23 protein-coding genes are annotated in these 25,872 nt (G+C 39.1%); 8 read left to right on the top strand and 15 right to left on the bottom strand.

Translation table 11 applies throughout. The annotated features are described in order from the left end of the window. Positions 1–1,407, top strand: a complete 1,407-nt coding sequence (gene dacB / locus ABD769_RS19250) for a D-alanyl-D-alanine carboxypeptidase/D-alanyl-D-alanine endopeptidase (protein WP_344852986.1) — start codon at positions 1–3, stop codon at positions 1,405–1,407. 18 nt (positions 1,408–1,425) lie between these two features. After that, positions 1,426–1,785 (top strand): hypothetical protein, encoded by a 360-nt coding sequence (locus ABD769_RS19245; RefSeq protein ID WP_344852985.1) that lies wholly within the window; start codon positions 1,426–1,428, stop codon positions 1,783–1,785. Between the two features lie 128 nt (positions 1,786–1,913). Here the strand turns inward: ABD769_RS19245 and ABD769_RS19240 are convergent, their stop codons facing one another. Further along, entirely contained in the window at positions 1,914–3,110 is a 1,197-nt protein-coding gene (locus ABD769_RS19240) for a hypothetical protein (protein WP_344852984.1), read from the bottom strand. After that, a complete protein-coding gene (locus ABD769_RS19235) occupies positions 3,110–3,742 on the bottom strand; it encodes an ABC transporter ATP-binding protein (RefSeq protein WP_344852983.1) in 633 nt (210 codons plus the stop codon). Before ABD769_RS19235 ends, ABD769_RS19240 begins: the two co-directional genes overlap by 1 nt. Positions 3,743–3,816: 74 nt before the next feature. Between ABD769_RS19235 and ABD769_RS19230 the strand changes: the two genes are divergently transcribed. The 4 genes from ABD769_RS19230 to ABD769_RS19215 all read left to right on the top strand — a co-directional run bounded on the left by ABD769_RS19230 (position 3,817) and on the right by ABD769_RS19215 (position 7,538). Then, positions 3,817–4,326: a GNAT family N-acetyltransferase gene (locus ABD769_RS19230; RefSeq protein ID WP_344852982.1), complete on the top strand. Its 510-nt coding sequence runs from the start codon at positions 3,817–3,819 to the stop codon at positions 4,324–4,326. A 71-nt stretch (positions 4,327–4,397) separates the two neighbouring features. Beyond that, the gene (locus ABD769_RS19225) at positions 4,398–5,246 is read left to right on the top strand and encodes a DUF2911 domain-containing protein (RefSeq protein ID WP_344852981.1); all 849 of its coding nucleotides are present in this window, start codon (positions 4,398–4,400) and stop codon (positions 5,244–5,246) included. Positions 5,247–5,731: 485 nt separating this feature from the next. Beyond that, complete coding sequence (gene eno, locus ABD769_RS19220) at positions 5,732–7,027, top strand: phosphopyruvate hydratase (protein ID WP_344852980.1); 1,296 nt, start codon at positions 5,732–5,734, stop codon at positions 7,025–7,027. 211 nt (positions 7,028–7,238) lie between these two features. Then, entirely contained in the window at positions 7,239–7,538 is a 300-nt protein-coding gene (locus ABD769_RS19215) for an FtsB family cell division protein (protein WP_113951033.1), read from the top strand. 162 nt (positions 7,539–7,700) lie between these two features. Here the strand turns inward: ABD769_RS19215 and ABD769_RS19210 are convergent, their stop codons facing one another. Together ABD769_RS19210 and ABD769_RS19205 are read right to left on the bottom strand one after the other, a co-directional pair. Further along, a complete protein-coding gene (locus tag ABD769_RS19210; protein ID WP_344852979.1) occupies positions 7,701–8,321 on the bottom strand; it encodes a trimeric intracellular cation channel family protein in 621 nt (206 codons plus the stop codon). Between the two features lie 201 nt (positions 8,322–8,522). Beyond that, on the bottom strand, positions 8,523–10,607 hold the full coding sequence (locus tag ABD769_RS19205) for a hypothetical protein (protein ID WP_344852978.1): 2,085 nt from the start codon (positions 10,605–10,607) through the stop codon (positions 8,523–8,525). A gap of 224 nt (positions 10,608–10,831) precedes the next feature. On the opposite strand from ABD769_RS19205, the gene ABD769_RS19200 reads away from it, so the two are divergent. Then, the gene (locus ABD769_RS19200; protein WP_344852977.1) at positions 10,832–11,566 is read left to right on the top strand and encodes a L,D-transpeptidase family protein; all 735 of its coding nucleotides are present in this window, start codon (positions 10,832–10,834) and stop codon (positions 11,564–11,566) included. Between the two features lie 83 nt (positions 11,567–11,649). Here the strand turns inward: ABD769_RS19200 and fabG are convergent, their stop codons facing one another. The 11 genes from fabG to sucD form a co-directional block, all read right to left on the bottom strand. Continuing rightward, entirely contained in the window at positions 11,650–12,393 is a 744-nt protein-coding gene (fabG, locus tag ABD769_RS19195) for a 3-oxoacyl-[acyl-carrier-protein] reductase (RefSeq protein WP_344852976.1), read from the bottom strand. A 91-nt stretch (positions 12,394–12,484) separates the two neighbouring features. Continuing rightward, positions 12,485–13,561, bottom strand: coding sequence for an agmatine deiminase family protein (locus tag ABD769_RS19190; protein ID WP_344852975.1), 1,077 nt, complete (start codon positions 13,559–13,561; stop codon positions 12,485–12,487). A 155-nt stretch (positions 13,562–13,716) separates the two neighbouring features. Next, entirely contained in the window at positions 13,717–14,592 is an 876-nt protein-coding gene (locus ABD769_RS19185; RefSeq protein WP_344852974.1) for a carbon-nitrogen hydrolase, read from the bottom strand. A gap of 383 nt (positions 14,593–14,975) precedes the next feature. Further along, positions 14,976–16,943 (bottom strand): SPFH domain-containing protein, encoded by a 1,968-nt coding sequence (locus ABD769_RS19180; protein ID WP_344852973.1) that lies wholly within the window; start codon positions 16,941–16,943, stop codon positions 14,976–14,978. 516 nt (positions 16,944–17,459) lie between these two features. Then, entirely contained in the window at positions 17,460–17,678 is a 219-nt protein-coding gene (locus tag ABD769_RS19175) for a cysteine-rich CWC family protein (RefSeq protein ID WP_344852972.1), read from the bottom strand. Positions 17,679–17,925: 247 nt separating this feature from the next. Then, complete coding sequence (locus ABD769_RS19170; RefSeq protein WP_344852971.1) at positions 17,926–20,310, bottom strand: ribonucleoside-diphosphate reductase subunit alpha; 2,385 nt, start codon at positions 20,308–20,310, stop codon at positions 17,926–17,928. Between the two features lie 155 nt (positions 20,311–20,465). Then, positions 20,466–21,437 carry a ribonucleoside-diphosphate reductase small subunit gene (locus ABD769_RS19165; RefSeq protein ID WP_025145778.1) on the bottom strand — a complete coding sequence of 324 codons (972 nt, stop codon included), beginning with the start codon at positions 21,435–21,437 and terminating at the stop codon, positions 20,466–20,468. A gap of 453 nt (positions 21,438–21,890) precedes the next feature. Then, the gene (locus tag ABD769_RS19160; RefSeq protein ID WP_344852970.1) at positions 21,891–22,271 is read right to left on the bottom strand and encodes a septal ring lytic transglycosylase RlpA family protein; all 381 of its coding nucleotides are present in this window, start codon (positions 22,269–22,271) and stop codon (positions 21,891–21,893) included. Between the two features lie 144 nt (positions 22,272–22,415). Continuing rightward, positions 22,416–22,919 (bottom strand): methionine-R-sulfoxide reductase, encoded by a 504-nt coding sequence (locus ABD769_RS19155; protein WP_113951018.1) that lies wholly within the window; start codon positions 22,917–22,919, stop codon positions 22,416–22,418. Between the two features lie 240 nt (positions 22,920–23,159). Continuing rightward, the gene (locus ABD769_RS19150; RefSeq protein ID WP_344852969.1) at positions 23,160–23,552 is read right to left on the bottom strand and encodes a GxxExxY protein; all 393 of its coding nucleotides are present in this window, start codon (positions 23,550–23,552) and stop codon (positions 23,160–23,162) included. A 189-nt stretch (positions 23,553–23,741) separates the two neighbouring features. After that, positions 23,742–24,614: a succinate--CoA ligase subunit alpha gene (gene sucD, locus ABD769_RS19145; RefSeq protein ID WP_090501663.1), complete on the bottom strand. Its 873-nt coding sequence runs from the start codon at positions 24,612–24,614 to the stop codon at positions 23,742–23,744. Positions 24,615–25,171: 557 nt separating this feature from the next. Here sucD and ABD769_RS19140 point away from each other — a divergent pair. Continuing rightward, the gene (locus tag ABD769_RS19140) at positions 25,172–25,597 is read left to right on the top strand and encodes a cupin domain-containing protein (protein WP_344852968.1); all 426 of its coding nucleotides are present in this window, start codon (positions 25,172–25,174) and stop codon (positions 25,595–25,597) included. Positions 25,598–25,872 lie beyond the last annotated feature (275 nt).

The raw sequence follows: 25,872 nt of genomic DNA, 5'->3' as shown, positions 1-25,872 counted from the left end.
ATGAAATTTTTTAAAATATTGTCTCTATCGCTGTGTCTAACAATTTCAGCAAACGCTCAAAATAGAATCCAAAACATAGAAAAAGCTTTTAATAACCTGTTAAATGATGAGCAGGCAAAACACGCCATTGTTTCACTTTGTGTTTTAGATGCCAATACCGGCAAAACACTATTTGCCAAAAATGAGCAGATTGGTCTGGCCACGGCTTCAACCCTTAAAACCATTACTGCAGCCACAGCTTTCAGTATTTTAGGAAAAGATTTCCAGTTTCAAACTACTTTGGCCTATACCGGAACAATTAGCACAGATGGAACATTAAAAGGCAACCTGATCATTATCGGTAGCGGCGACCCAACTTTGGGTTCGTGGCGTTATCAAAATAAAGAAAATGTAGTTTTAAGTACCTGGGTTGCAGCCATAAAAACTGCAGGCATTAAAAAAATTGAAGGTACAATAATTGGCGACGACCGCATTTTCGGTACCCAAACCACACCCGAAGGCTGGGTTTGGCAGGATATTGGCAATTATTATGGCGCAGGAACTTCGGGTTTGGCGTGGCGCGAAAATCAATTCGACATCCATTTAAAACCGGGAAACAGTACAACAGATGAAGTAAAAGTTGTGAAAACAGTTCCGGCAACACCTTATTTGCAGATTGTAAATGAACTCAGAACCGGCAGTTCGGGTTCTGGTGACCGCGCTTATGCTTTTTTACCTCCTTATAGCAATACCGCTTACCTCCGCGGAAGCTGGGGAATAGGCATTGCCAAAACGGGTATTTCTATAGCCCTCCCCGACCCTGCTTTTGATTGCGCTTATCGTTTGCAGGACACCTTGAAAAGACTGGGGATTTCGACAGGTCAGCAGGCTACAACGGCAAGGTTAATGACTTTAAACAATCAGGTAATTCCATCTGTTACACAAAAAATAAGCACCATCAGCTCACCAGGTTTGAGCGAGATTACCTACTGGTTTTTAAAGAAAAGCATCAATTTATATGGCGAATCACTTTTAAAAACCATTGCATTAAAATCGGGCAAAGTGGGTACCACAAGCAAAGGTGCTGAAACGGAGATCAATTTTTGGGCAGATAAGGGCATTGACAGAACTGCATTGAACATTATTGATGGCAGCGGACTGTCTCCGGGTGACAGAATTACTACCTCGGCAATGGCCAGCGTGCTTTTTCAGATCCAGAAAGAAAATTGGTTCCCGGATTACCTAAAGGCATTGCCAGAATATAATGGTATGAAAATTAAAAGCGGAACCATAAATGATGTTTCGGCATTTGCAGGTTACCATACCGATGCCGCTGGTAACAAATATGTAGTGGTAATCAATATTAATAATTATAGCGGAAACAGTATTAACAAAAAGTTGTTTAAGGTATTAGACGAATTAAAATAATCCCAAACGATAAATAATATGGCGCTTTTTGTAAAAAACCTTCAAACTGTTGATGGACTGATTTCGAATTTATACCAAAATGTTTCCGTAGAGGAAATGACAAAAAAAATAACTGAGCTGATGGAACAGCAAGGTTATAACGTTACTCATGATCAGTTCGGAAATCTAATCTTAGAAAAAGGCAGTCGCATTAAACGTCTTTTACTTGGGGCTTTTGTAACTTATTATAAATTTAGCGTAACCATGGCACCAGGTGATGATGGCGGACTAACCGTCAATATTTTTCAGCAATCAAGCGGTATGTCGGGTGGTTTAATCGGCATGAACCAAATCAAAACGGAACTTGCCAGGTTAAACTTTGTATTTGCTAATATTTAAGGAAGGAAAACATATATCGGAATTCTTTTTTAGACAAACAAAGGCTCTGATAGACACAACAGTAGACAAAATTTAATAGAAAAGCGGCGTCATCTCGACCGAAACGCAGTGGAGTGGAGAGATCTATCTCAAGATAGATTTCTCGACTGCGTTGCACTCCGCTCGAAATGACGACATTTTGCAAACTCATCGCAATAAATACCTAAACCATTATCATTCAAATAATTTCGCTTAAATACTAACCAAGCCACAACAATATTTAGTGGAATTAACATTAAGCCTAAACCAAACATAATAAATACATAAAAAAGGAAAAACAGGCAAAAAACACCTGTTAAAAATCCTTTAACCTGAATCTCATTCAGCAGAAGCAAATTTCTAAATAAAAGGATAGCGGAAAAAGCAAATGCGACTAATTCGAGTGAAATTAATGAGCCAAAACGCGTAGTCATCCAGCATATTTCGGGCAATAATAAAATAAGATAGTTTAAGCAGAAGCCAAAAAATACTTTTACCCTTGAGAATGGAAAATTTGGCAAAAAGGACAAATAACGGTCATTAAAAATTTTTTCCTGATAAATCAGCACAACATGGGCCACAACAATGCAGGAAGTTATAAGCATGAGTAACCTGAAATTATCTTCCAGATCTGAAAAAAGCATAAAAACACTCGAAATCAATACCCACGAAAGCATTTTGGTTAATAAATAGGCCAGTTTGGATTGGTTAAAAACCTGAAAGCTATACAATAAAAACACAGGTTTATTCCATTTCCGGCTTACTCTGATTAGCCAGTTGGGTTTACTGCTTTCAATTAAACGATTACTTTCTTTTAGAATGATATAAGCACCTGCAATAATCAGCATCAGCTGAAAGAACAAAATCCCAATAGAAATAAGATAAAAACCAAATACTAACCCAATCATTATGGCATACAAAGTATAGCACCAAACCGGAATAAATATGTAAGCCAATACCGCGCACCACCTGAGAAACTGTTGCTTTTTTGAAGATGACGTAAAACTGTAGTATAAAAACTCCTGTTGGGGCAAGGCAAGTTGGTTAAATACATATTTTAAGCTTTTATAGGCATACAATACGCTCGCCACAAGATAAAAAGCCATAATTAACGGATTGCTAACCAAACTAATGGTAAAGAAAAACTGCCAGAAATCGATCTGATCAGGCATGACGGTGCCTAAGGTATTAATGAACAAACAGTAACTGATCAGCATCACAAAAACAAACACCAGCATACCTGCATGGGTACGGTAAAACCCATCTACAAATATTTTCCTTAAAGCAACATTCGAAAGTGGAAACATTAAAAGTTTAGGGTTAATTTTTTATCCTCAATATTAATCTGTTTAAGTCCGGGCAGTTTTAATGCATCTAAAGGCTGATGCGACGATAAGATGAAACTAATCCTTTCTTTCTCATGCTTTTCATTAATCCAGCGGTACAATACCTCAAGAGATTCTGCATCGATGGTATTTAAAGGTTCATCCAGCAAAATCAATTTTGGTTTCCCCAGGAAAGCCAGCACCAGCGAAAGTTTTTTCAGCATACCGCTGGAATAGGAACTTAAGGGATTGTTGATATAATCCTGCATTCCAATACCGGTAATTAAGTGCTCAGCCTGACCAGAAATAGCGCCCTTGGCTTTTGCAAAAAGGGCGATCATCTCTGCTCCGCTTAAAAATTCAGGAAATAACGGCTCGGCAGCGGCAAAATTGACCATTTTCCGATAAGAAACACCGTGATTTTTTAAATAAACGGTGCCAATCGCGATTTCTCCTTTAAAAGATAATATTCCGGCAATCGCTTTCAATAACGTACTTTTTCCGGCACCATTGCTCCCTTTTATCCAGAAAATGCCTTCCGGGAGCTTAATATTATCTATCTTTAAAACAAGATGATCGAAATAAGATTTTTCAAATTGATTGAAGTGTAGCATAAAACCATTTTATTTCTGACTTTATTTTTATTGAAAAGTTACAATAGTACCTCATCTAGATAAATCGTAACTCAATGCAGCTAACTTTACGTCCTTACCAGCCCGGTGATGTTGAAAGTTTGGTTAAACACGCCAATAACTCCAACATTTCGAAATATTTAACCAATAAATTCCCTTTTCCATACGAGAAAAAAGATGGGGAAGCTTTTATTCAACTCGCTTTAAGCCACAACCCTTTACAAATTAAAGCCATTGAGTATAACGGCGAGGTAATCGGATCAATAGGTGTGCACCAGCTGGCCGATATTTACAGTAAAAGTGCCGAAATGGGCTATTGGATTGCCGAAGAACATTGGGGCAAAGGCATTGTTCCGTTAGCAGTGAAAGAAATGCTGAAATATGGTTTTGAAACGTTCGATATCGAAAGGATTTTCGCACGGACATCGCATACCAACCTGGCCTCGCAACAGGTTTTGAAAAAAGCAGGTTTTGTTTTCGAGGCAAAATTAAAAGCCACTATTTTTAAAAATGGCGAATATTTTGACGAGCTGATTTTTGGTTTCAGGAAAAATCAACTGATTTAACTACTGCATTAAAACTTTTGTTAAACCCGGAGCTTATTGCGTAAATTCGTAAAAACCAAAACAACAAAACAATGAAATTATCGATCAAATCAGTATTGCTGTTTGTTGCACTTTTAGGTGCCGCAGATTGCGCAAATGCCCAGGAGGCAAAATTTCCACAACCGAGTAGCGGACAAACCATCATCCAGGATTTCGGGTTGGGTAAAATTACTTTAATCTACTCGCGCCCAAATGTTAAAGGCCGTAAAATTTTTGGTGGTATGGAACCATTGGGCACAGTTTGGCGCAACGGGGCAAATGCTGCCACTCGCATTAAATTTACGGATGCCGTTAAAATTGAAGGTAAAGATTTAGCTGCTGGGGAATATGGCTTGTTTAGTATCCCGGGTAAAAACGAGTGGACGGTCATTTTTAGCAAAACGCCTGACCAATGGGGCGCTTATACTTATAAGGAAAGTGATGATGTACTTCGCGTAAAAGTAAAAACGATCGCTTTAAAAGATAAAGTAGAAACCCTAACCATGCAGTTTGCGGCAGTTACCGAAACTTCGGCAGCTTTGAACATGATGTGGGAAAATAGTGCTTATACCATCAATATCACCACTTCTATCGACGAAAAAGTGATGGCCAACATTGCCGAAGCAATGAAAGGTGAGAAAAAGCCATATTTTAATGCTGCCCTTTATTATTTCCAAAACGGAAAAGATTTAAAACAAGCTTTAGCATGGATGACGGAAGCAGAAAAATCAGATCAGAAAGCACCCTGGTTTAAATTGTGGAAAGGCCGTATCCAATTGAAAATGGGCGATAAAATGGCTGCAGCAACTACAGCTCAACAAGGCATTGATGCAGCAAAAGCACAAAATATTGATGAATATGTGCGTTTGAACACAGAACTTTTGGCACAAGCTAAAAAATAAGGAGATAACTACCCTCGCGGTGTCGTCATTTCGAGCGGAGTGCAACGAAGTCGAGAAATCTGTCTAGATAGATCTCTCTCCCGAATATTCGGGACGTTCCAGTCGAGATGACGGCACTTTCAGGCATAGTTTCCTATAAATTGCAGAACCTAAGTAATTTAAACCCGATTGAAATGGAAAGCCCGGAACGAGGAACGAGTGAGGACTTGAAATGAAAAGCGGGGCCAACCCCAACCGATGTAATACTGCAATTGCTTTTCAAAAAAAAATTAATGGTTTATGCTTATAAGGATCAGAAGATACAACAAGCGTTTAACAACCCATATTAACTTAAAATTAACCATCGGTTAACTCAAACAACTATCGTAACATTAACCCTTAAAACGCTTTATTTATTTAAAAAATATACTAACTTTGATGTTGCACTTAGTAATTGTACTTTGTACACTAAGCAGGTTAAAAAATCAACAAAAAATTAAATAAAAATGAGCATAATCGTTAATGTCCATGCCAGACAGATTCTCGATTCGAGAGGCAATCCAACAGTAGAAGTAGAAGTAGTAACAGAGGCAGGCGCTTTTGGCCGTGCAGCTGTACCAAGCGGTGCATCTACCGGGCAATATGAGGCTGTTGAATTACGTGATGGTGATAAATCTACATATTTAGGTAAAGGTGTTTTAAAAGCTGTAGAAAATGTAAATACTAAAATTGCTGATGCATTAAGAGGTATTGATGTTTTTGAGCAAAATACAATTGATAAAATCATGTTAGACCTTGATGGTACCGAAAACAAAGGTAACTTAGGTGCTAACGCGATTTTAGGTGTTTCTTTAGCTGCTGCTAAAGCTGCTGCTGATGAAATTGGCCAGCCTTTATACCGTTACATTGGTGGTGTTAATGCTAACACTTTACCAATTCCGATGATGAACATCATTAACGGTGGTTCTCACTCTGATGCGCCTATTGCTTTTCAGGAATTTATGATTATGCCGGTTGGCGCTCCTTCTTTCTCTGAGGCTTTACGTTGGGGTACTGAAGTTTTCCATAGCTTGAAAAAAATTCTTCACGACAGGGGTTTATCTACTGCAGTAGGTGATGAAGGTGGTTTTGCACCAACTTTTGATGGTACTGAGGATGCCATTGAAACGGTATTAAAAGCAATTGAAACTGCTGGTTACAAACCAGGTTCACAAATTTGTTTAGCTTTAGACTGTGCATCATCTGAGTTCTACAAAGATGGTAAATACGACTATACTAAATTTGAAGGTGCTACCGGAGTAATTCGTTCTAGCGAAGAGCAGGCACAATATTTAGCTGATCTTTCTGCAAAATATCCGATTATCTCTATTGAAGATGGTATGGATGAAAACGACTGGACTGGCTGGAAAAGCTTAACCAATAAAATCGGAGACCATGTACAACTGGTTGGTGATGATTTATTTGTAACCAACGTTACGCGTTTACAACGTGGTATTGATGAGGCTACTGCTAATTCAATTTTGGTAAAAGTAAACCAGATCGGTTCTTTAACTGAAACCATCAATGCGGTAACTTTAGCTCAAAACAGCGGTTATACTTCGGTAATGAGTCACCGTTCTGGCGAAACTGAAGATGTTACGATTGCTGATTTAGCTGTTGCATTAAACTGCGGACAGATTAAAACCGGTTCTGCATCACGTTCAGACAGGATTGCAAAATACAATCAATTATTACGTATTGAGGAAGAATTAGGTGAAAACGCACGTTTCATCGGTTCAAAATTCAAATACGCTAAAAAATAATTCATAGCATTGGGTTTAAACCCAATGCTATTGTTAACAAGTTGAAAAACTTATTTGGAGAACATCCGGAGATTTTAAATCTTCGGATGTTTTTATTTACATTTACGTCATTGCGAGGCACGAAGCAATCTTACTACTTGAGCTTGACTAATAAAAACTTATTGCTTTGAGATTGCTTCGTACCTCGCAATGACGATTTTTTGAGAAATATATGAAACGTTTAATAGATCTTTTCCGCAATAAATATTTCCTTGCTACTGTCGCTTTTGCGCTGTGGATGCTATTTTTCGACAAAAACGATATGATGTCGCAGTACGAGTACCGCAGTCAGGCCAATAAATTGCAGGAAGAAAAAGAATATTTCGAGAAAGAAACCGCCCAGGTTAAAAAAGATCTTAACGAACTGAATACCAACCTGAATACAGCCGAAAAATTTGCCCGTGAAAAATACTTCATGAAAAAAGACAATGAAGATGTTTTCGTGATTATCCAGGAGGAGAAGAAAGATTAGTTGGGAGTTCAAAGTTTTGAGTTCGGAGTTCAGTTCACAGTTGGCAATTTGCAGTTAACAATTTAGCCATATAACAATTAGCAATTTAATGGGCATTTTGCATCCGAATTTAACCCCCTAAGCGTAGTCGAAGGGTAAACAATTTATACAGTTAACCCATTCCTAATACTCAAATTTTGGCAGAGAAAGTTTAAATCTCACCACGATGATACGCAAAACGAAAATAAAAGCCACTACCGAAAGTTTTGCCACCACGCTCTCCACATTTAACCATACCAATAAATAGTACAACAAACCACCAAATATACATGCTGTGGCATAAATTTCCCTCCTGAATACCAGAGGTATGGTGTTGAGCAGTGTATCTCTAATAATGCCTCCAAAGCAACCCGTAATGGTACCCAACGCAATACATATCCCCGGATTTAAGCCAAAAGTGATCCCTTTTAATAATCCAACCATAGTAAATAAACCAAGCCCTAAGCTGTCAAACAAAAACAACGTGATTTTCATTTTCTGCACGTGCGTTTTAAAAAACATAGTTGCCAATGCCGTGAATAAAATGATTAGGCAGGTTTGCATGTCTCGCATCCAGGCAACCGGGGTATCACCAATTAACAAATCTCGAACTGTACCGCCACCAATTGAGGTAACGAAAGCGATTATAAGTACGCCGAATGGATCAAGCTTACGCTGCATTGCGGTAAAAGTACCAGATATAGCAAAAGCAATGGTTCCTAAAACCTCAATAACTTCTGAAGTAGAAATGTTGTAGTGCTGCATTGCGTTTTTATCTATTCTTGGTGCCGGATGTTATCATCTAGCACTTTCGAAGTTAATTGAATATAAGCTATTACTAAGACCCTGAAATAAATTCAGGACGACGATTTGGAATAAATAATGTTTCTAAGTGATCTTTTAAAGGTATATTGTGAACTGAAATTGGATTAATACATCATCCATCTTACCTCCTTACATTTTACATTACAATTCGCCATTACGTTTTCTCAAAAACCACTCTGTACCCAGTAAAATCAGCACTAAACCAAACAACCATTTCATATTAATCAATTCGTTGTATTTTCGGTCTTCGTAGCTGATGGTTTTTATGTTCTCATTTTTGACAATTTCATCTGCTATTTTAAGCAGGTTTTCGGGCATAAAGAGTTTGCCGTTGCTCTGTTTGGAAATGTTATTTAAAAGCTGGTGATTGGCAGTTGTTTGCTGATACTCTGCAATCAGCGTATTTACATAAAAATTTCCTGATGCGGTAAATTTCTTTCCCCCAAGCTCTGTATTGGCAATGTAAGAATAATTACCGGCAGGCATCGTTCCGGCATCCAGCTGATAGCCGTTTTCGGTTTTGGAGAAGATGTAATTAAATACTTTTCCCGCTTCATTTTTTACCTGAAGTTTAACCTCGGCTTCATTTACAGGCTGATAACTATCATTATAGAGCGTGCCGTTAAACTGGATGGCTTCATTTTCATCATAAGCCGATTTAGAAGTAAAAACCTTAAACCTTCGCTTATCATCTTTAACAGATAAATATTGAACTGTTTTTGAAATCAGGTCGTTTAAAACTGATTGGTTACTTTCATTTTCTGCTTCCGAAAGTTTCCAGCGCCACAGCCCCTCTCCCATCAGATAACCTGTTTTCGTACCATTTTCGTTTGCAAAAAATAACAATGGCTGTTGTGTGCTTACTTTGCCTATACGTTGGTTAAAAACCGGCGTGGTACCCGCGATTACGGTTAATCTGCCAAATGGACTTAATAATGGATCGAAGGCCGAAAACTGCTTTTTATCTTCGTCGCTAAGGTTAAAACTTGTAAATCCATTGGCAAAATCAGGATATACTTCCTGTACAGAACCATTTGTGGAGCTTAGATTCACCTGATTCTGGATCTGGTTAAAAGCATTTACATTGCTCTGTCCACCCAAAATATACCAGATCGGTTTTTTTAAGCCTGTCAACTTCTTGAGAAAGGCAGTTGACAGGTTCTGAACATCGGGCAATTGATACAATACGATTAAATCGAATTTAGATGGATCTGTTACGTTTAAATCATCCGCGAGTGCAAGTTTGGCTTCGTAATGTTTATTGAGTGAAATAGCCTCTTTTAATACGCTTAAATCAGGATGTGGTGCAGCTGCAGCTAACAATACTTTCTGCCGTCCGTCAATAACCTCAACATAGAAAGTCTGAACGTTATTTCTTGTCGTAATTTCATTTGGTAAAGCACCCAGCTGAACGGTATATTTTTGAATACCAATTTTGCCCGCATGGATTTTTACCGGAACCGTTTTAATAAACGAATTTCTATTAACAGCTATATTTTGTTGTTCGATTTTTGCACCATTCTGACTTACTGTTAGAGAAGTGGTTTCTCCGTCACTCTGGAAGGCCTGCACCTGAACTTCGATCGTAAAATCATCATCCAGGTACACAATATTATTGTAATTGACATTCGAAATCAACACATCACGCTTCGGGATACTATCGCCCAAAGCAATGGAATAAACCGGTGCATTGATCTGGTTGATGCTGTAAAGCGGATTTCCACCATGGTTAAAAATACCATCCGTAGCCAAAATAATGGCACCAACATTCCGGTTGGTATATTCATCCCTCACTTTTTGAAAAAAGGCAGCTGCATCCGTTAATTTTCCCTGATTCTTAAAGTCGAAACCATCAGCAACCCGATCGCCAAAATGAAGTGTTTTCACTTCGTATTTATCAGCCAGTTTATCCTGTAATGTTTTAAGGTTTCGTTCATATAACTTTTGGTCGAAACCTGCGGCCTTAACCTGTGCAACAGATAGGGAATTATCCTGTCCGATGATAATTACAGGTTTATCTAGAGTATAATTTAAGGTTTTAATCAGCGGCGCAAATATTAACCAGGCAATAGTGGCCACCACGATAATCCGTAATGCTGTTAAACCATACTGAAGTTTTTTATCAAGATTTTTGTTACCACGATAAAGCAACCAGGCATACAGTACGCCCAAAGCCAGGCAACCCAGAAAAGACAAAATAGAAGCACCCGAAAAAAAACCAGTCATAATTCATAAAGATGGTAATTTTAGGGAAATTTTCAAGGCCTTTTGTTAATTGGTTCATTCGTCATTGGTCATTGGTTCGTTCAAATTGCCCAGGTTGATGGTTTGATGGCCCATAGGTATTCTGCCAATCAATGCCATGCGCAAAACGCTTAGCACTTTGCCATGTTACGTGTCGAAGATTAAATATTAGTATAAATTTGTTAGTTTTAACCAAATCAATCTCTATGAAGTTAACCTGTTTAACATTTTTGCTATCCCTGAGCCTTATGGTGAATGCCCAAAACAATTTTAAAGCCACCCAGATTAAATTTGAAAGGGTAGAAAAGGCGTACAGTGAAAAATGGGAAACATTGAGGAAATTTGTTGAGGCAGGTGGTTACGGCGATCAGTTTTCGATGGTAATCAATGCTTATAAAACAGAAAGCAAGCTCGAAATCTGGTTAAAGAACAATTCGGCAAAAACCTATTCTTTATTCAGAACGTACGATTTCTGTGCGCATTCTGGCACCATTGGTCCGAAGGTATTTGAAGGAGACGGACAAACACCAGAAGGATTTTATTACGTGAACGTTTTCAACCCGATGAGTAATTTTCATTTGTCATTAGGTGTGAATTACCCTAACACGGTAGATTACGCCCGGACGGGAAAAGACAGAAAGCCCGGAAGCGATATTTATATTCATGGCAATTGTGTAACCGTAGGCTGTATTCCCTTAACAGATGAAAAAATTAAGGAAGTATATGTTTTAGGCGTTGAAGCCAGAAATGCCGGTCAGGAAAAGATTCCGGTTAACATTTATCCTTTCAAAATGACGGATGGAAATATGAAAAAGTACATTGCTCAATTTCCTGCACAGGCAAACTTTTGGAAATCGTTACAGGCCGGATATTTGGCTTTTGAGAAGAATAAAACGCAACCGAGTGTTAGTGAGGTAAAAGGGAAATATGTTGTAAAATAGTTGGAAAGTTAAAAGATTGGAAAGTTGCAATGTTCTGAGCCCAAAACCTTTCAACCTTCCAACCTTTCAATCCCTTAACCCTCTTACAGCATCCCACCGCAAACAGACAAAGTTTGTCCGGTTACGTAAGCGCTCATATCAGAAGCTAAAAACACGCAAACATTGGCGATATCTTCAGTTTCTCCGGCACGTTTTAAAGGAATATCTTTTTCCCAGCCTTCAACAACTTTTGGATCTAAAACTTCGGTCATTTCGGTACGGATAAAACCCGGAGCCACTACATTGGCACGGATATTTCTCGAACCCAACTCTTTAGCCACCGATTTTGTAAAACCAATAATACCAGCTTTCGAAGCCGCATAATTGGCCTGACCAGCATTACCGGTAACGCCCACAACCGAACTCATGTTGATAAATACACCTTTACGGGCTTTCATCATTACTTTGGAAGCAGCTTTGGTTACATTGAAGATCGATTTCAGGTTAATGTTGATCACATCGTCCCAGTTTTCTTCGCTCATGCGCATCAATAAACCATCTTTGGTAATACCGGCATTGTTTACTACAATATCAATGGTACCGAATTCGGCAACGATATCGCTGATCAATTGCTCTGCTTCAGCAAATTTAGAAGCATCAGAACGGTAACCTTTAACCTTTGTCCCGAAGCTTTGTAATTCATGCTCTAAAGCCTCCCCTTTTTCTACTGATGATAAATATGTAAAAGCTACATTAGCGCCCTGCTCGGCAAATTTTTCAGCTATTTTACGGCCGATCCCTTTTGATGCACCTGTAATTAATGCTGTTTTTCCTTCTAGTAATTTCATTGTGAAATGTTGTAAAGTTGAAATGTTTTAATGTTGTAAAGTTAATACTAAAAACCAAATTGACTAATGACTTTTGACTAACGACTAAGGACTAAACAGCTGGTTCCTGCTGGCTTAAACAATGGAAACTACCCAATCCCCAGATAATATCTACTGAATTGATTCCGATCACTTTGCGATCTGGAAAACAACCCTGAATAATATCCAAAGCTTTTTGGTCGTTCACATCGTCAAAAACCGGAACAATTACCGCTGCATTGGCAATATAAAAGTTAGCATAAGATGCCGGTAAACGGGTGTCGTCATAAATTACCGGTGATGGCATTGGCAGTTCAACAATATTCAATGGTCTGCCATCTTTAAGTTTCATTGTTTTTAAAGCCTCTAAATTCTCTTGCAGTAGCAAATAGTTTTCATCCAGTGGATTACTTTCTACAACGGTTAAAACGGTATCTTCGTTAACGAAACGGGTAATATCATCAATATGGCCATCGGTATCATCGCCAACAATACCGTCACCCAACCATAAAACCTGATCCTGTCCGTAATACTCCAACAGATATTGCTCAATTTGTTCTTTTATTAAATGTGGATTACGGTTTTCGTTCAACAAACAGGCTGTGCTAGTTAAAACCGTTCCGGCACCATTAAATTCTACCGAACCACCTTCCATTACAATATCAGGTGCGAATAAAGGCAGATCGAAATGTTTGGCAATTTTTGTTGGCACTACATCGTCAAGGTCGAATGGAGGATATTTACCGCCCCAGGCATTGTAACCCCAATCTATTACAGCTTTTTCATTTCCTTTAAGCACAAATGCCGGACCATGGTCGCGGCACCAGGCATCATTGGTTTCGTTGAAATAAAATTCAACCTGACTCAAATCGGCCTCAACTTTTGTTAATTCGGCAATGGCAAAAGCTTTCATTTCTTCATCTTTCACATTAATGCGCACTTTTTCACCCTCAGCAACAGCCTTAATAAACTGACAATAAGGTTTATAAATAGTCTCGATTTTACCCGGCCATGATGCTTCTTTATGCGGCCAGCTAAGCCAGGTTGCCTCATGTTTAGCCCATTCGGCAGGAAAAGCATAACCTTGTTTCTTAGGTGAATAATCGAATTGATTGATATTTAAATCTTTTTTAGGAGGGAAGTTTGACATTCGCTAGTCTTATAATTTAAAAGTGTCACATTGGATTATCGTCTTGACTGAAGCATGGCTGAACGGAGGAATCTCTGATAGATTTCTCGACTGCGTTGCACTTCGCTCGAAATGACGATTTTAGCGCTTTAAGCTTTGCTCTTTAACTTTTTAGCTTAATCACCGTCAATATATCTTTTTGTAATCGGTTGATAAGAATCAATCCTTCTATCTCTTAAAAAAGGCCAGTGTTTACGGAAGAAATCAGATTCCGATAAATCCAGTTCAACCACTTCGGTTTCTTCCTGATCATGTGAAGCCAGATAAAGTAATTTTCCTTGTCCGTTTGTGGCGAAACTTCCGCCCCAGAATTTCATGGCACCATCCTGCTCAAAACCTACACGGTTTACGCTTACTACAGGAACACCGTTTGCCACTGCATGCGAGCGCTGAATGGTTTGCCACGCATTATATTGATCCTGATTGGTTTCTTCATCCTGATCTGTTGCCCATCCAATTGCAGTTGGATAAAACATAATATCAGCACCCATTAAGGCCGTGATACGTGAAGCTTCAGGATACCATTGATCCCAACAGATTAAAATGCCGATTTTTGCGAACTTAGTCTGGAAAACTTTATAACCCAAATCGCCTGGTGTAAAGTAGAATTTTTCGTAAAAAGCGGGGTCATCAGGAATATGCATTTTGCGGTATTTACCCAAATATGAACCATCGGCATCTAAAACTGCAGTAGTATTGTGGTACAAACCTTCAGCACGTTTTTCGAAAAGTGAAGCTATAATTACCACACCCAATTCTTTGGCTACAACCTGCAACGCATCAGTTGATGGACCGGGAATAGCTTCTGCCAGATCAAAATTATCATAATCTTCAACATCGCAGAAATACAGCGAAGTAAAAAGCTCCTGCAAACATACAATCTGTGCACCTTTTGCTGCTGCTTCCCTTACTTTCGCAATCGCTTTATCTAAATTTTCCTGCTTATCTTTAGTACAGCTCATCTGCACCAGGCCAACATTAACTTTCTTCATATTTTTGAAATTATTGGATGAGCGAGTGATGGAATGACCAAATGATTAAATGAGAAAATGATGAAATGATTGAACTGCTTAAATTATAGCCATTCACTCATTCAAAATTCAGTCATTCAAAACCCAGTCATTCAAAAATCAATCATTCAAAATTCTACCATTCTCAATCTGGCTGCAAAGTTACTAAAAAGGATTAAGGTATAAAGACAAAAAGGGTCGTCATCTCGACCGAAACGCAGTGGAGCGGAGAGATCTATCTCGAGACAGATTTCTCGGCTTCATTGCACTCCGCTCGAAATGACGATAATGCGGGTTAAGAATAAACAATAGCAAAACAAAAAGCCCCAACTTACGCTGAGGCCTTCCAATTAATTTAAAATTTATTATGGATTAATATTATCCTTTTTAGGTTTTGGTTTTGTTTCTACAATTTCTGCAACGGCAACTACCTCTTTACGTGCCTGAGGATCCATTAGTTCCATTAACTTAAGTCCCAGTAAACCATCCATTGCTGAACCGCCATGATTGCCTCCATTGCCGCCGATTAATACATCAGGAATTAATTTTACATTGCCTTTTGATAGTTCCTCGGTGATTTTATAACGGGTAAAGTTTTCGCCACCCAGGGCTTTAACCGCAAGTTCGTAAGCCTCGGCAGTTGATTTACCTACAGCCAGAATTTTACCTGCTTCGGCACTACCGGTTAACGAAATCTGTTCAGCCTCTGCCGATGCGCGCAGTTTAATCGCTTCCGAATCCGCCTGTGCCCTTGCTTTGGTTGCCTCTGCTTCGGCATGGGCCCTCATTTTTGTGGCTTCGGCTTCTGCACCAACCGCTAATTTTACACCTGCGGCATCACCTTCCGATTTTTTCACCGTTGCACTTGCGGTACGTTCGGCAATCTCTACACTTTGTTGTGCTTTCACAATATCCTTTTGCATATCGGCAATGGCAGTTTCTTTTTCCATCCCCTGACGCGTTTCCTGTGCCTGTTTCTGGGTTTCGTAAGTAACTTTTTGTTCTTCCGCAATTTTACGGTCTGTTAAGGTTTTCATTAACGATTCTGGCGGAACAATATCACCAATTAGTGTATCAACGGCATTTACGTTATATTCATCGAGCACTTTACGGATGTGTTCTTTAGCCGATTCCTGACGCTCTTTACGGGTACTTAAGAAAGCAATTACATCGCTTCCCTGCGCCGAGTTACGGAAATAGTTACCAATTGTTGGCTCTAAAACCTGCGAAACGAGATTGACCATATTACCAAAACGGGCAATTACTTTTGGTGCTTCTGTTGTAGGTACGTGGATAATTTGCGCCACATCCAGATTAAACGGGAAACCATCTCTGGAACGTACGGTAATGGTTGATAAGTTTTTATCCAGGTTGTGCGCCTCACTCCTTGCCGATGCCCAGTTGAGCACCAGATTGGTTGTAGGCACCAGTTCTACCTTCATAATGTATTTGTTAATCGGGTATTTTCCGGGGCCAAGTGGTTCCAGCCAAACGCCTTTAGAACCTTTGCCCACAATGTTACCATGTTTAAAGTCGGCTCCGGTTAAATCATTCCCCTCCTGCCCGATAAATGAGATCACTACGCCTACATAACCAATGGCTATTTCCATCATCGGAATTTCTTCCAATTGAACGGCCCAGGGGTTGAGGTTATAAGAACCTGCCAGAATTACCTGCGGCTGCAAACCACGGTTACCACCCAGTTTGATAAAGGCATCAAAATCCTGGAAATTGTTGTGCCCCTCAACCATTTTACCGGCAATCTGGTTCGCCTCAATCGGTAAACCGTCCAATGTGGTTACAATGCCCACCATGCTTTCCTGGATGCGGATCATATCGGTAACCGAAACCTGAAAGAGCATGGTGTTGATACGATAGGAACCCGAGGTGATATAAGAAGTTTGCCTTCCCCTTTGACCGCCATTTTCGAGGAATTTCACGGCATCCTGAAAGTTATCAGATTCTACTTTTTGTCCAAGAATATTTCCCGTAGGAATTTCTGATCCATCTTTGGCCATAATCAATCCGATTTTACCTTCCGGGATAATGGTAAACTGTTCCATGGTTACACTGTACTGCCAGAACCACATCCCGAAATACAATCCCGGCGCCAGTGTTTTTCCCTGGAACCCAGCTTCGCCCCTCACAGCGATAATCCTTCCATCAGGCAATTCTTTTGCTGAACCAAAGAGCACGAATTTTTTGGTAATCAAACCGATCCTGTCTTCGGGTACGATGACCATCCCGAATAAGAAACGTAAAATATATTTGTATAAAACTGCGCACAACAGTGCCACTAAAACCCACCAGTAATTAGAAATGAGCGCTTCCATAACGTTTTGTATTTTTCTGTTTTTTTAACCTGATAAACCATTTATCAAGCACTACATTGACATCAAATTGTATGCATTGTTACCATTTTTAACACTTATTTTTAAACTATTTTTTATTGATTTTAAGGCCTGAAAGAAGCATTGAGATAAACGATTTAAGGGATGCAAACTGCAGATGACATTTTTGGGTTTCACTTACCTGAATGCTTATAAATACTGAAAAACGACCTTTTTAGTTTTGATCTATATCTGCAGAAATTTTAATTGTACAATTAACAATTAACGGATAAAATCTGTCCTTTTTTAGACCTACGAAATTGACCTGATTGGGAGACAATATTTAGATTTTGGCACAACTAAAACCTTTAAAAAAAAGCACGGCACCTGAATATAATAAACCCGATTGGACGGATGCCCCCGATTTTTTTATCGGGGCAGAAGGGAAAGCGGGACCGAAGCCCACCGAAAAGCACAGAAACCTGCTTTTCAAATGATTTTACCAAGAAAACACAAAGATTAAACCCCGATTTCTTCTCTATACTCCTGCTGTAATTCGAAAAGGCATTTGGCGCAAAGGCATCCATCATAGAGTTCTGAAATGTATTGTACTTCGTTAATGCTGAGCTGCACCACGCTGCATTGGCATTTGGTGTAAGAATTTGCCTTGCACTCAATAGCTGTTCCGCATCTTTCGCAGGGAATGATTTCGTGTTTGCTATGTTTTAGAGTGTTCATCGGTTCATTCGTCATTAGTTCATTGTTGTTTGGCGCTTTAGAAACTAATCTACCAATGACGAATGAACTACTGAACTAATACAAAAATATAAACAAAAAATAAGGTTTTGAGCGTTTGCCCAAAACCTTATCTATTTTATTGCTTTATGATGAGAAGAACAACTATCGCATTAAGATTGCTTCGTGCCTCGCAATGACGAGATGATGCAGGCTTTTCGCTTTGGTCTTTCTCCTTTAGTCTTTAAGCTTAACCAGAACAGCTAATGCAACCTTCTTCCATTGAACAAACTGGTCCGTCAACGATTTCTTCTGCAACCTGATCTTGTGTCATTTCAGCAGGGATAACTGCTTCGATGGCTTTACCGCCCTGATTCTCTACCGTAAATTTAACGGCCTGAGAAGCTGCCTGGGTACGTAGGTAATACATACCGGTTTTTAAACCTTTTTCCCATGCATAAAAGTGCATTGAAGTTAATTTTGAAGTGTTCGGTGCATTTACAAACAGGTTTAATGATTGCGACTGGCAAATATAGGCACCACGATCGGCAGCCATATCGATGATGTTACGCATCTTGATCTCCCAAACAGTTTTGTACAATTCTTTGATATAATCAGGAATCGCATCAATAGCCTGGATTGAACCGTTAGCCAATATGATCTGGTTTTTCATATCGTTGTTCCATAAACCTAATGCTACTAAATCTTTCAATAAGTGTTTATTTACCACCACAAACTCTCCGCTTAATACACGGCGGGTGTAAATGTTTGAAGTATAGGGCTCAAAACATTCGTTGTTACCTAAAATCTGCGAAGTAGATGCAGTTGGCATTGGTGCAACTAATAATGAGTTGTAAACACCATCTTTAACTACTTTTTTGCGTAATGCATCCCAATCCCAACGGCCACTATCTGGTGTAACATTCCATAAGTCGAACTGGAATTTACCTTTTGATAAAGGAGAACCTTTAAAAGTTTGGTAAGGACCATTTTTCACAGCCAAATCGTGCGAAGCAGTCATTGAAGCGAAATAAATGGTTTCGAAAATATCTTTATTTAAACGTTTAGCTTCATCACTTTCGAAAGGTAAACGCATTAAGATAAAGGCATCAGCCAAACCTTGTACACCTAAACCAACCGGACGGTGACGCATGTTTGAATTTTCGGCTTCCTGTACCGGATAATAGTTATGATCGATGATCTTGTTCAGGTTTAAAGTAGCCTGATAAGTTACATCATATAATTTCTGGTGATCGAAAGCACCGTTGATTACGAAACGAGGTAATGCTAAAGAAGCTAAGTTACAAACTGCAACCTCATCTTTGGAAGTGTACTCAATAATCTCTGTACACAGGTTAGAACTTTTAATGGTACCTAAGTTCTGCTGGTTAGATTTGCTGTTTGCTGCATCTTTAAACAGCATATAAGGTGTACCGGTTTCAATTTGCGAATCTAAGATGGCAAACCAAAGTTCCTGGGCTTTAACAGTTCTACGGCCACGGCCTTCGGCTTCATATTTGGTATAAAGTTCTTCAAATTCTTTACCGAAACAATCGGCCAAACCTGGTGCTTCGTGCGGGCAGAATAAGGTCCAGTCGCCATTATCTTTAACGCGTTGCATAAACAAATCGTTAATCCAAAGGGCGTAGAACAAATCGCGCGCACGCATTTCTTCTTTACCGTGGTTTTTACGAAGATCTAAGAATTCGAAAACATCTGCATGCCAGGGCTCTAGATAAATAGCAAAGGCACCTTTACGTTTACCTCCACCCTGATCTACATAACGGGCAGTATCGTTAAATACACGTAACATTGGGATAATACCGTTACTTGTACCGTTTGTACCACCAATATACGAACCTGTTGCACGGATATTGTGGATGCTCAAACCGATACCACCAGCACTTTGCGAAATTTTAGCGGTTTGCTTTAATGTATCGTAAATCCCCTCGATGCTGTCATCCTGCATGGTTAACAGGAAACACGACGACATTTGAGGTTTTGGTGTAGCGGCATTGAATAAAGTTGGTGTAGCATGTGTAAACCAACGCTCGCTCATTAAGTTATAGGTTTTGATTGCACTCTCGATATCTTCTTTGTGGATACCGACAGAAACACGCATAAACAAATGTTGCGGGCGCTCCACAATCTGACCGTTAACTTTTAACAGGTATGATTTTTCTAAAGTTTTAAAACCGAAATAATCGAAACCGAAATCGCGGTCGTAAATGATAGAGCTATCTAAAATATCCTTATTTTTTTCTATGATCTCATAAACATCATCAGCGATAAGCGGAGCTGCTTTCTGCGCTTTCGGGTCGAAATATTCGTACAACATTTTCATCGTACCCGAGAATGATTTAGTGGTGTTTTTATGCAGGTTGGAAACCGCGATACGCGATGCAAGCAAAGCATAATCAGGGTGCTTGGTTGTTAACGATGCTGCTGTTTCAGCCGCAAGGTTATCCAGCTCTGATGTAGTTACCCCATCATATAAACCTTCGATTACCTTCTTGGCCACATCAATCGGGTCTACAAGGTCTGAATTTAAACTGTAGCACAGCTTTTGAATACGGGCCGTGATTTTGTCAAATTGCACCGCTTCTTTGCGGCCATCTCTTTTTAGTACGAACATATTTTATGAGATTAATTTTGTTAATGATTGAATGAGTGAGTATTGAATGATTAAATGTTATCCAACCATTGCCCAACCCCCATTCTTTATATTTATTTTTTCGACTGATAAAAGAGAACTAACCCATTCTATCATTCACTAATTCAAAATTCTACCTAGAAGTCTTCGTCTAAAGAAAACGCCTGTTTATTATTATCAGCAGAGGTTAATACACCGCTTTTTTGATAATCACCTACACGTTTCTCGAAGAAATTGGTTTTACCCTGCAATGAAATCATTTCCATAAAATCGAACGGATTGGTTGCATTGTAGATTTTTTTGTAACCCAGCTCCTGTAACCACCTGTCGGCCACAAACTCGATATACTGACTCATTAACTTTGCATTCATACCAATCAGCGCCACTGGTAAGGCATCGGTAATAAATTCTTTTTCGATTTCTACTGCATCGCTGATAATTCCGTGAACAGCTTCTTCGCTTAGTTTATTACTCAACATGCTGTATAACAGGCAGGCAAATTCGCAGTGCGAACCTTCATCTCTTGAAATCAGCTCGTTACTGAAAGTTAATCCCGGCATTAAGCCACGTTTCTTTAACCAGAAGATAGAGCAAAAACTTCCGCTGAAGAAAATACCTTCTACCGCAGCAAAAGCGACTAAACGTTCTGCAAAAGTTCCGTTTTCGATCCAGCGTAAGGCCCATTCCGCTTTTCTTTTTACTGCAGGTACAGTATCAATGGCATGGAATAAACGGTCTTTTTCTTCAGGATCTTTAATATAAGTATCGATTAACAGGGCGTAGGTTTCGGCATGGATGTTCTCCATCATAATCTGGAAACCATAAAAACAACGTGCTTCCGGCAATTGCACCTCACTCATGAAGTTTACTGCAAGGTTTTCGTTTACAATACCATCACTAGCAGAAAAGAAAGCAAGAATGTGAGAAATGAAATGTCTTTCGCCGTCATTCAAATTATCCCAGTGTTTCTGGTCATCAGAAAGATCAATCTCTTCTGCAGTCCAAAAACTAGCTTCGGTCTTTTTATACATTTCCCAAATTGCCGGGTATTTAATCGGCAAAAGCACAAATCGGTCTTTGTTTTCTTGTAGTAATAATTCCTGTTCCATACGCTGATGTTTTTAATTCAATTTTTTTAACAGAGCCGACGAAGACACGCATCCATCAATTTTATATGATGATTGTAATGTCTTTTATCAAAACGCTGTTGTGAAAGTGCTAACCCTATTGCCTGACAAACAACTGAGTTTTTAGTTAGGGAATTTAAAATTACAATCGGGATGATGTACGTATAAATTACTAAAAACTAAGCTTTTATATTTGTTTTCAAGCGCAAGAAGTTAAAGAACTTTGTTAAACAAATATATGTACGGCGGGTCTTTTTTGTGAACCAAAGTTGTTAACACCCTGTGTGATTGCTGGGGAAAAACGATCAGCTAAATATCATTTTCAAGCGAAAAAAAAGCTAATCGTTTCTTTTAAAGGGTTTAACAAACAAAAAAGAGTGTTAATAACTTAAATTTTAGGAATATAACAGGCCTGAGATAGAGCCTGAAAGAGTATTATTCAACCGTATAACTGAGGCTAACTTTAGCAATTCCTTTACGGTAGATGCCGATCTGTTTCGCAGCACGTTCTGAAAGATCAATAGCGAGTTTTTTGGAGTATGGGCCGCGGTCGTTTACCTTTACTATTACTGATTTTCCGTTATCGGGATTGGTTACGGTTACCAGGGTACCCATTGGCAAAGAGCGGTGGGCTGCTGTAAGTTTTTTTGCCCGGTATTTGGCGCCGCTGGTGGTACGGCGGCCTTCGAATTTTCTGTGATAATAAGTAGCGAGAACTGTTTTTTTGATACTATCCGGCTCATTTGATGTGTCGGGATTTTGTGCTTTGACCTGCAGAAACAGAAAACAAAAACTTAATAACAGAAGATACTTCATAGGCTAAATTTTCTTTATCGAGCCTGCAAATATAAGCATTTAGTTTATAATCAATAATTTGTGGAAAAACAGCCTGATTTTGTGCATTAAAAAAGGCGTACAGCTTATCGCCGTACGCCTCTACCTAACCCAACTATACCCACCTTATTTTTGATCCGGCACGAAATTCATAGAGATAGAATTTACACAATGACGGGTGTCTTTATTGGTAAATCCTTCGCCTAAAAATACGTGACCAAGATGCGCGCCGCAATTGGCGCAAACGATTTCTGTACGCGATCCATCGGCATCAGGAATACGTTTTACAGCACCTTTAATTTCATCGTCGAAAGCCGGCCATCCGCAGTGCGCATCAAACTTACTTTCAGAACGGTATAGTGCAGCATTACAACGTTTGCAGGTATAAGTTCCTTTATCTGTTGTATGTTCGTATTTACCTGTACCAGGATATTCTGTACCTTTATTTACAATTACTCTTTCTTCTTCGGGTGTTAATGGATTCCAGTTCATTTTTTTCTTTGGTATGATTTGTTCTGTTTCCTTCGGTTGTTTTGCAGCTTCTTTATCCTGTTTCTGAGCACAGGCAGAAAGACCTGTAATTAAAACAACAGCAGAAATCAAAAATAGTTTATTTAACATCGTTTTCATATGTTAATATACGTTGTAGATGTGGTTTTGGTTTACTGGTTTAGTGCTTTGTATGAGTGTTTACAAAGGGATGATAATCAATATAAGGTTTCCTGTTGAGCGTATTGAATTTCTAAATGCTGGAAGTGCCATCATTAAACAGATCGCTGCTTTGCCATAGAAGACTCAGAAAGTTTTTTAAATTTCGTATGCACCAAAAGTTTTTTTTGCCACGGAAGCTCGGAAGACACGGAAAATGATTTAGAAAACAACGCGTCTTATTTCTAAAGTGGGCTTACCGAAGTTTAATACTAAGCCAACGCTACATTCCGAGCATTTCAAGTAGTTTATAGTTTGAGCCAAATCTTCATTCGCTACTCCACTTTTTGATTTTATTTCTAAAACTACAGTATCAAAAACTATAAAATCAGCATAAAAACTATGCGGGAGTAAAATATCCTTATAGTAAACAGGATAATGCTTTTCTCTCTCATAAAAGTATCCGCGGCTTTCAAATTCTATACAAAGCGCATCCTTATAAACAATCTCAAGAAAACCACAACCCAAATCCTTATGAACTTCAATTGCAGCATTAATAATTAAATCAGTTTCATTTTTATAGGGAAGATTACCTTGTCTTATTTGATAATCCATAAATGAAAATTTTAAGCAAGCTAATTAATTTCCTGATTTTTTTCAATTTTTTATTTCAGTGCTTCTGTGTTTCCGTGGCAACTAATTTACTGTTTCTTTTTTCCTACTATGTTTCGGCGGCAACATGTAAAAACAAAAAGCGCTTCGAACTTAATCGAAACGCTTTTTTATAAAGAGATTTTTAAAATCTTATTTTGCTAATTCTTCTGCCATTGCAGCACCGATTTCAGCAGGACTTTCTACTACACGGATACCACACTCACGCATAATTTTCATTTTAGCAGCTGCAGTATCATCAGCACCACCAACAATAGCACCAGCGTGGCCCATTCTACGTCCCGGAGGCGCAGTTTGACCAGCGATGAAACCAACAACTGGTTTAGTACCGTGTTCTTTGATCCAGCGTGCGGCTTCAGCCTCCATACCACCACCAATTTCACCAATCATGATGATACCGTGCGTTTCAGGATCGTTCATTAATAATTTTACCGCTTCTACAGTTGGGGTTCCGATAATCGGGTCGCCACCGATACCGATCGCAGTAGTAATACCTAAACCAGCTTTAACCACCTGATCTACAGCCTCATAAGTTAAAGTTCCTGATTTAGAAACTACACCTACGTGACCTTTTTTGAAGATAAAACCTGGCATGATACCAATTTTAGCTTCATCAGCAGTAATTACACCCGGGCAGTTAGGGCCGATAAGGGTAACATCACGATCTGCAATATATTCTTTAACCTGAATCATATCCTTTGTAGGGATACCTTCGGTAATACAAACAATAACTTTAATACCACCTTCAGCAGCTTCCATAATTGCATCAGCAGCAAAAGCCGGTGGCACGAAGATGATAGATACATTTGCACCCGTTTGATCAACAGCATCTTTAACAGTGTTAAAAACAGGCTTTTCTAAATGCAATTGCCCACCTTTGCCAGGCGTTACACCACCTACTACGTTTGTACCATAGGCCAGCATCTGCTCAGCGTGGTAAGTTCCTTCGTTTCCGGTAAAACCCTGAACGATAACCTTAGAATCTTTATTTACTAAAACGCTCATGTATCAATATTTTTTTTGTGCAAAGCTAATATTATTGAACTGGAATTCAAATCTAAAACCATATTATTTAGTCCGTTTTTTCAGGAAAATGTAATGATTCGTTGCTTTAGTGAGGAAAGACCAAAGCGAACGACTAAAGACCAGAGTGACTAAAGGTAAAAGTAAAAACCATGAGGCGTAATTACAGTGATAAAGAACAAATTGCTTTAGGGATTGTATCGGGGCAGAACCTTTCGGTATAAACCTAACCGGAACGGCAGCCTCCGATTTCTTCTATCGGAGCTACAGTGGAGGGCAGGACGGAACCCATGCCAAGGATTACAAGCCGCTCCTTTTCACATCAAAACACGACCTCTCAGGATTAGGAAATGAACAGCTTAGTTCTCTTGGAGGGCTTCAGTCCCGCTCTCCGTTCTTTCCGATGAAGAACCGGAACCACTTCGATCGGGTTTAGTAACAAAGTACAGATGCTTTTGGCAACAACAGGGTAAAACGCTTAAATTTACTTTTCGTGCGGAGCGAATAAAGATCTGAGCAGAAAGTTAAATCATATCAAAATGAGAAAATCCATATTAGTTTTAATCGTTATTACTGCAACCTTCATTTCGTTTAAAGCATCGGCACAAAATGGCGACACCACAAAATACATCCTTCAAAATGATGTTGAAGTAGCGAAAGAGGAAGCCGGAACCCACAACGGCGGAGGTAAAACCACTGGCTTTAACTTTTTCGCCGAAGCCAAAAACCTGAAAACAGCTTTTAGGAAAAGAACCCTGAAACCGGGCTCATCCATCGGTTACCATTTGCAAAAAGAAGATGAAATTTATTATGTAATTAGTGGAAATGGTACCATGCAAATGAACGGAAAAACTTTTGCTGTTAAACCCGGCGATGCGATTTTAACGCGGCCCGGGAGCTCACACGGTATTGCACCAAATGCTGATAATGATCTGGTGATTATGATTGTTTATGAGAAGAAATAATGGGTAATGATCAATTTTTTTAAGTACTGAAATAAATTACCAATGACAGACTCAAATAAAACGGTAGTCATTGCGAGACGGCTTTTTCGGCCAACGAAGCAATCTTTCTGACAAGGATCTCAAGCCGGAAAAATTGCTTCGTCGTTTCTCCTCGCAATTGTAAAGGTTTAGTAATTCGGTAACAGAATTAGCTTTGTAAATAGCTAATTATAATTTATGCGAATAAACACTAACGACCTTACCTTAAAGCGGAATTATTTAAGTAAATACCGTTT

This window comes from Pedobacter jeongneungensis (assembly GCF_039538295.1).
Classification (GTDB): Bacteria; Bacteroidota; Bacteroidia; order Sphingobacteriales; family Sphingobacteriaceae; genus Pedobacter; species Pedobacter jeongneungensis.
This window is presented reverse-complemented; position numbering and strand designations above follow the sequence as displayed.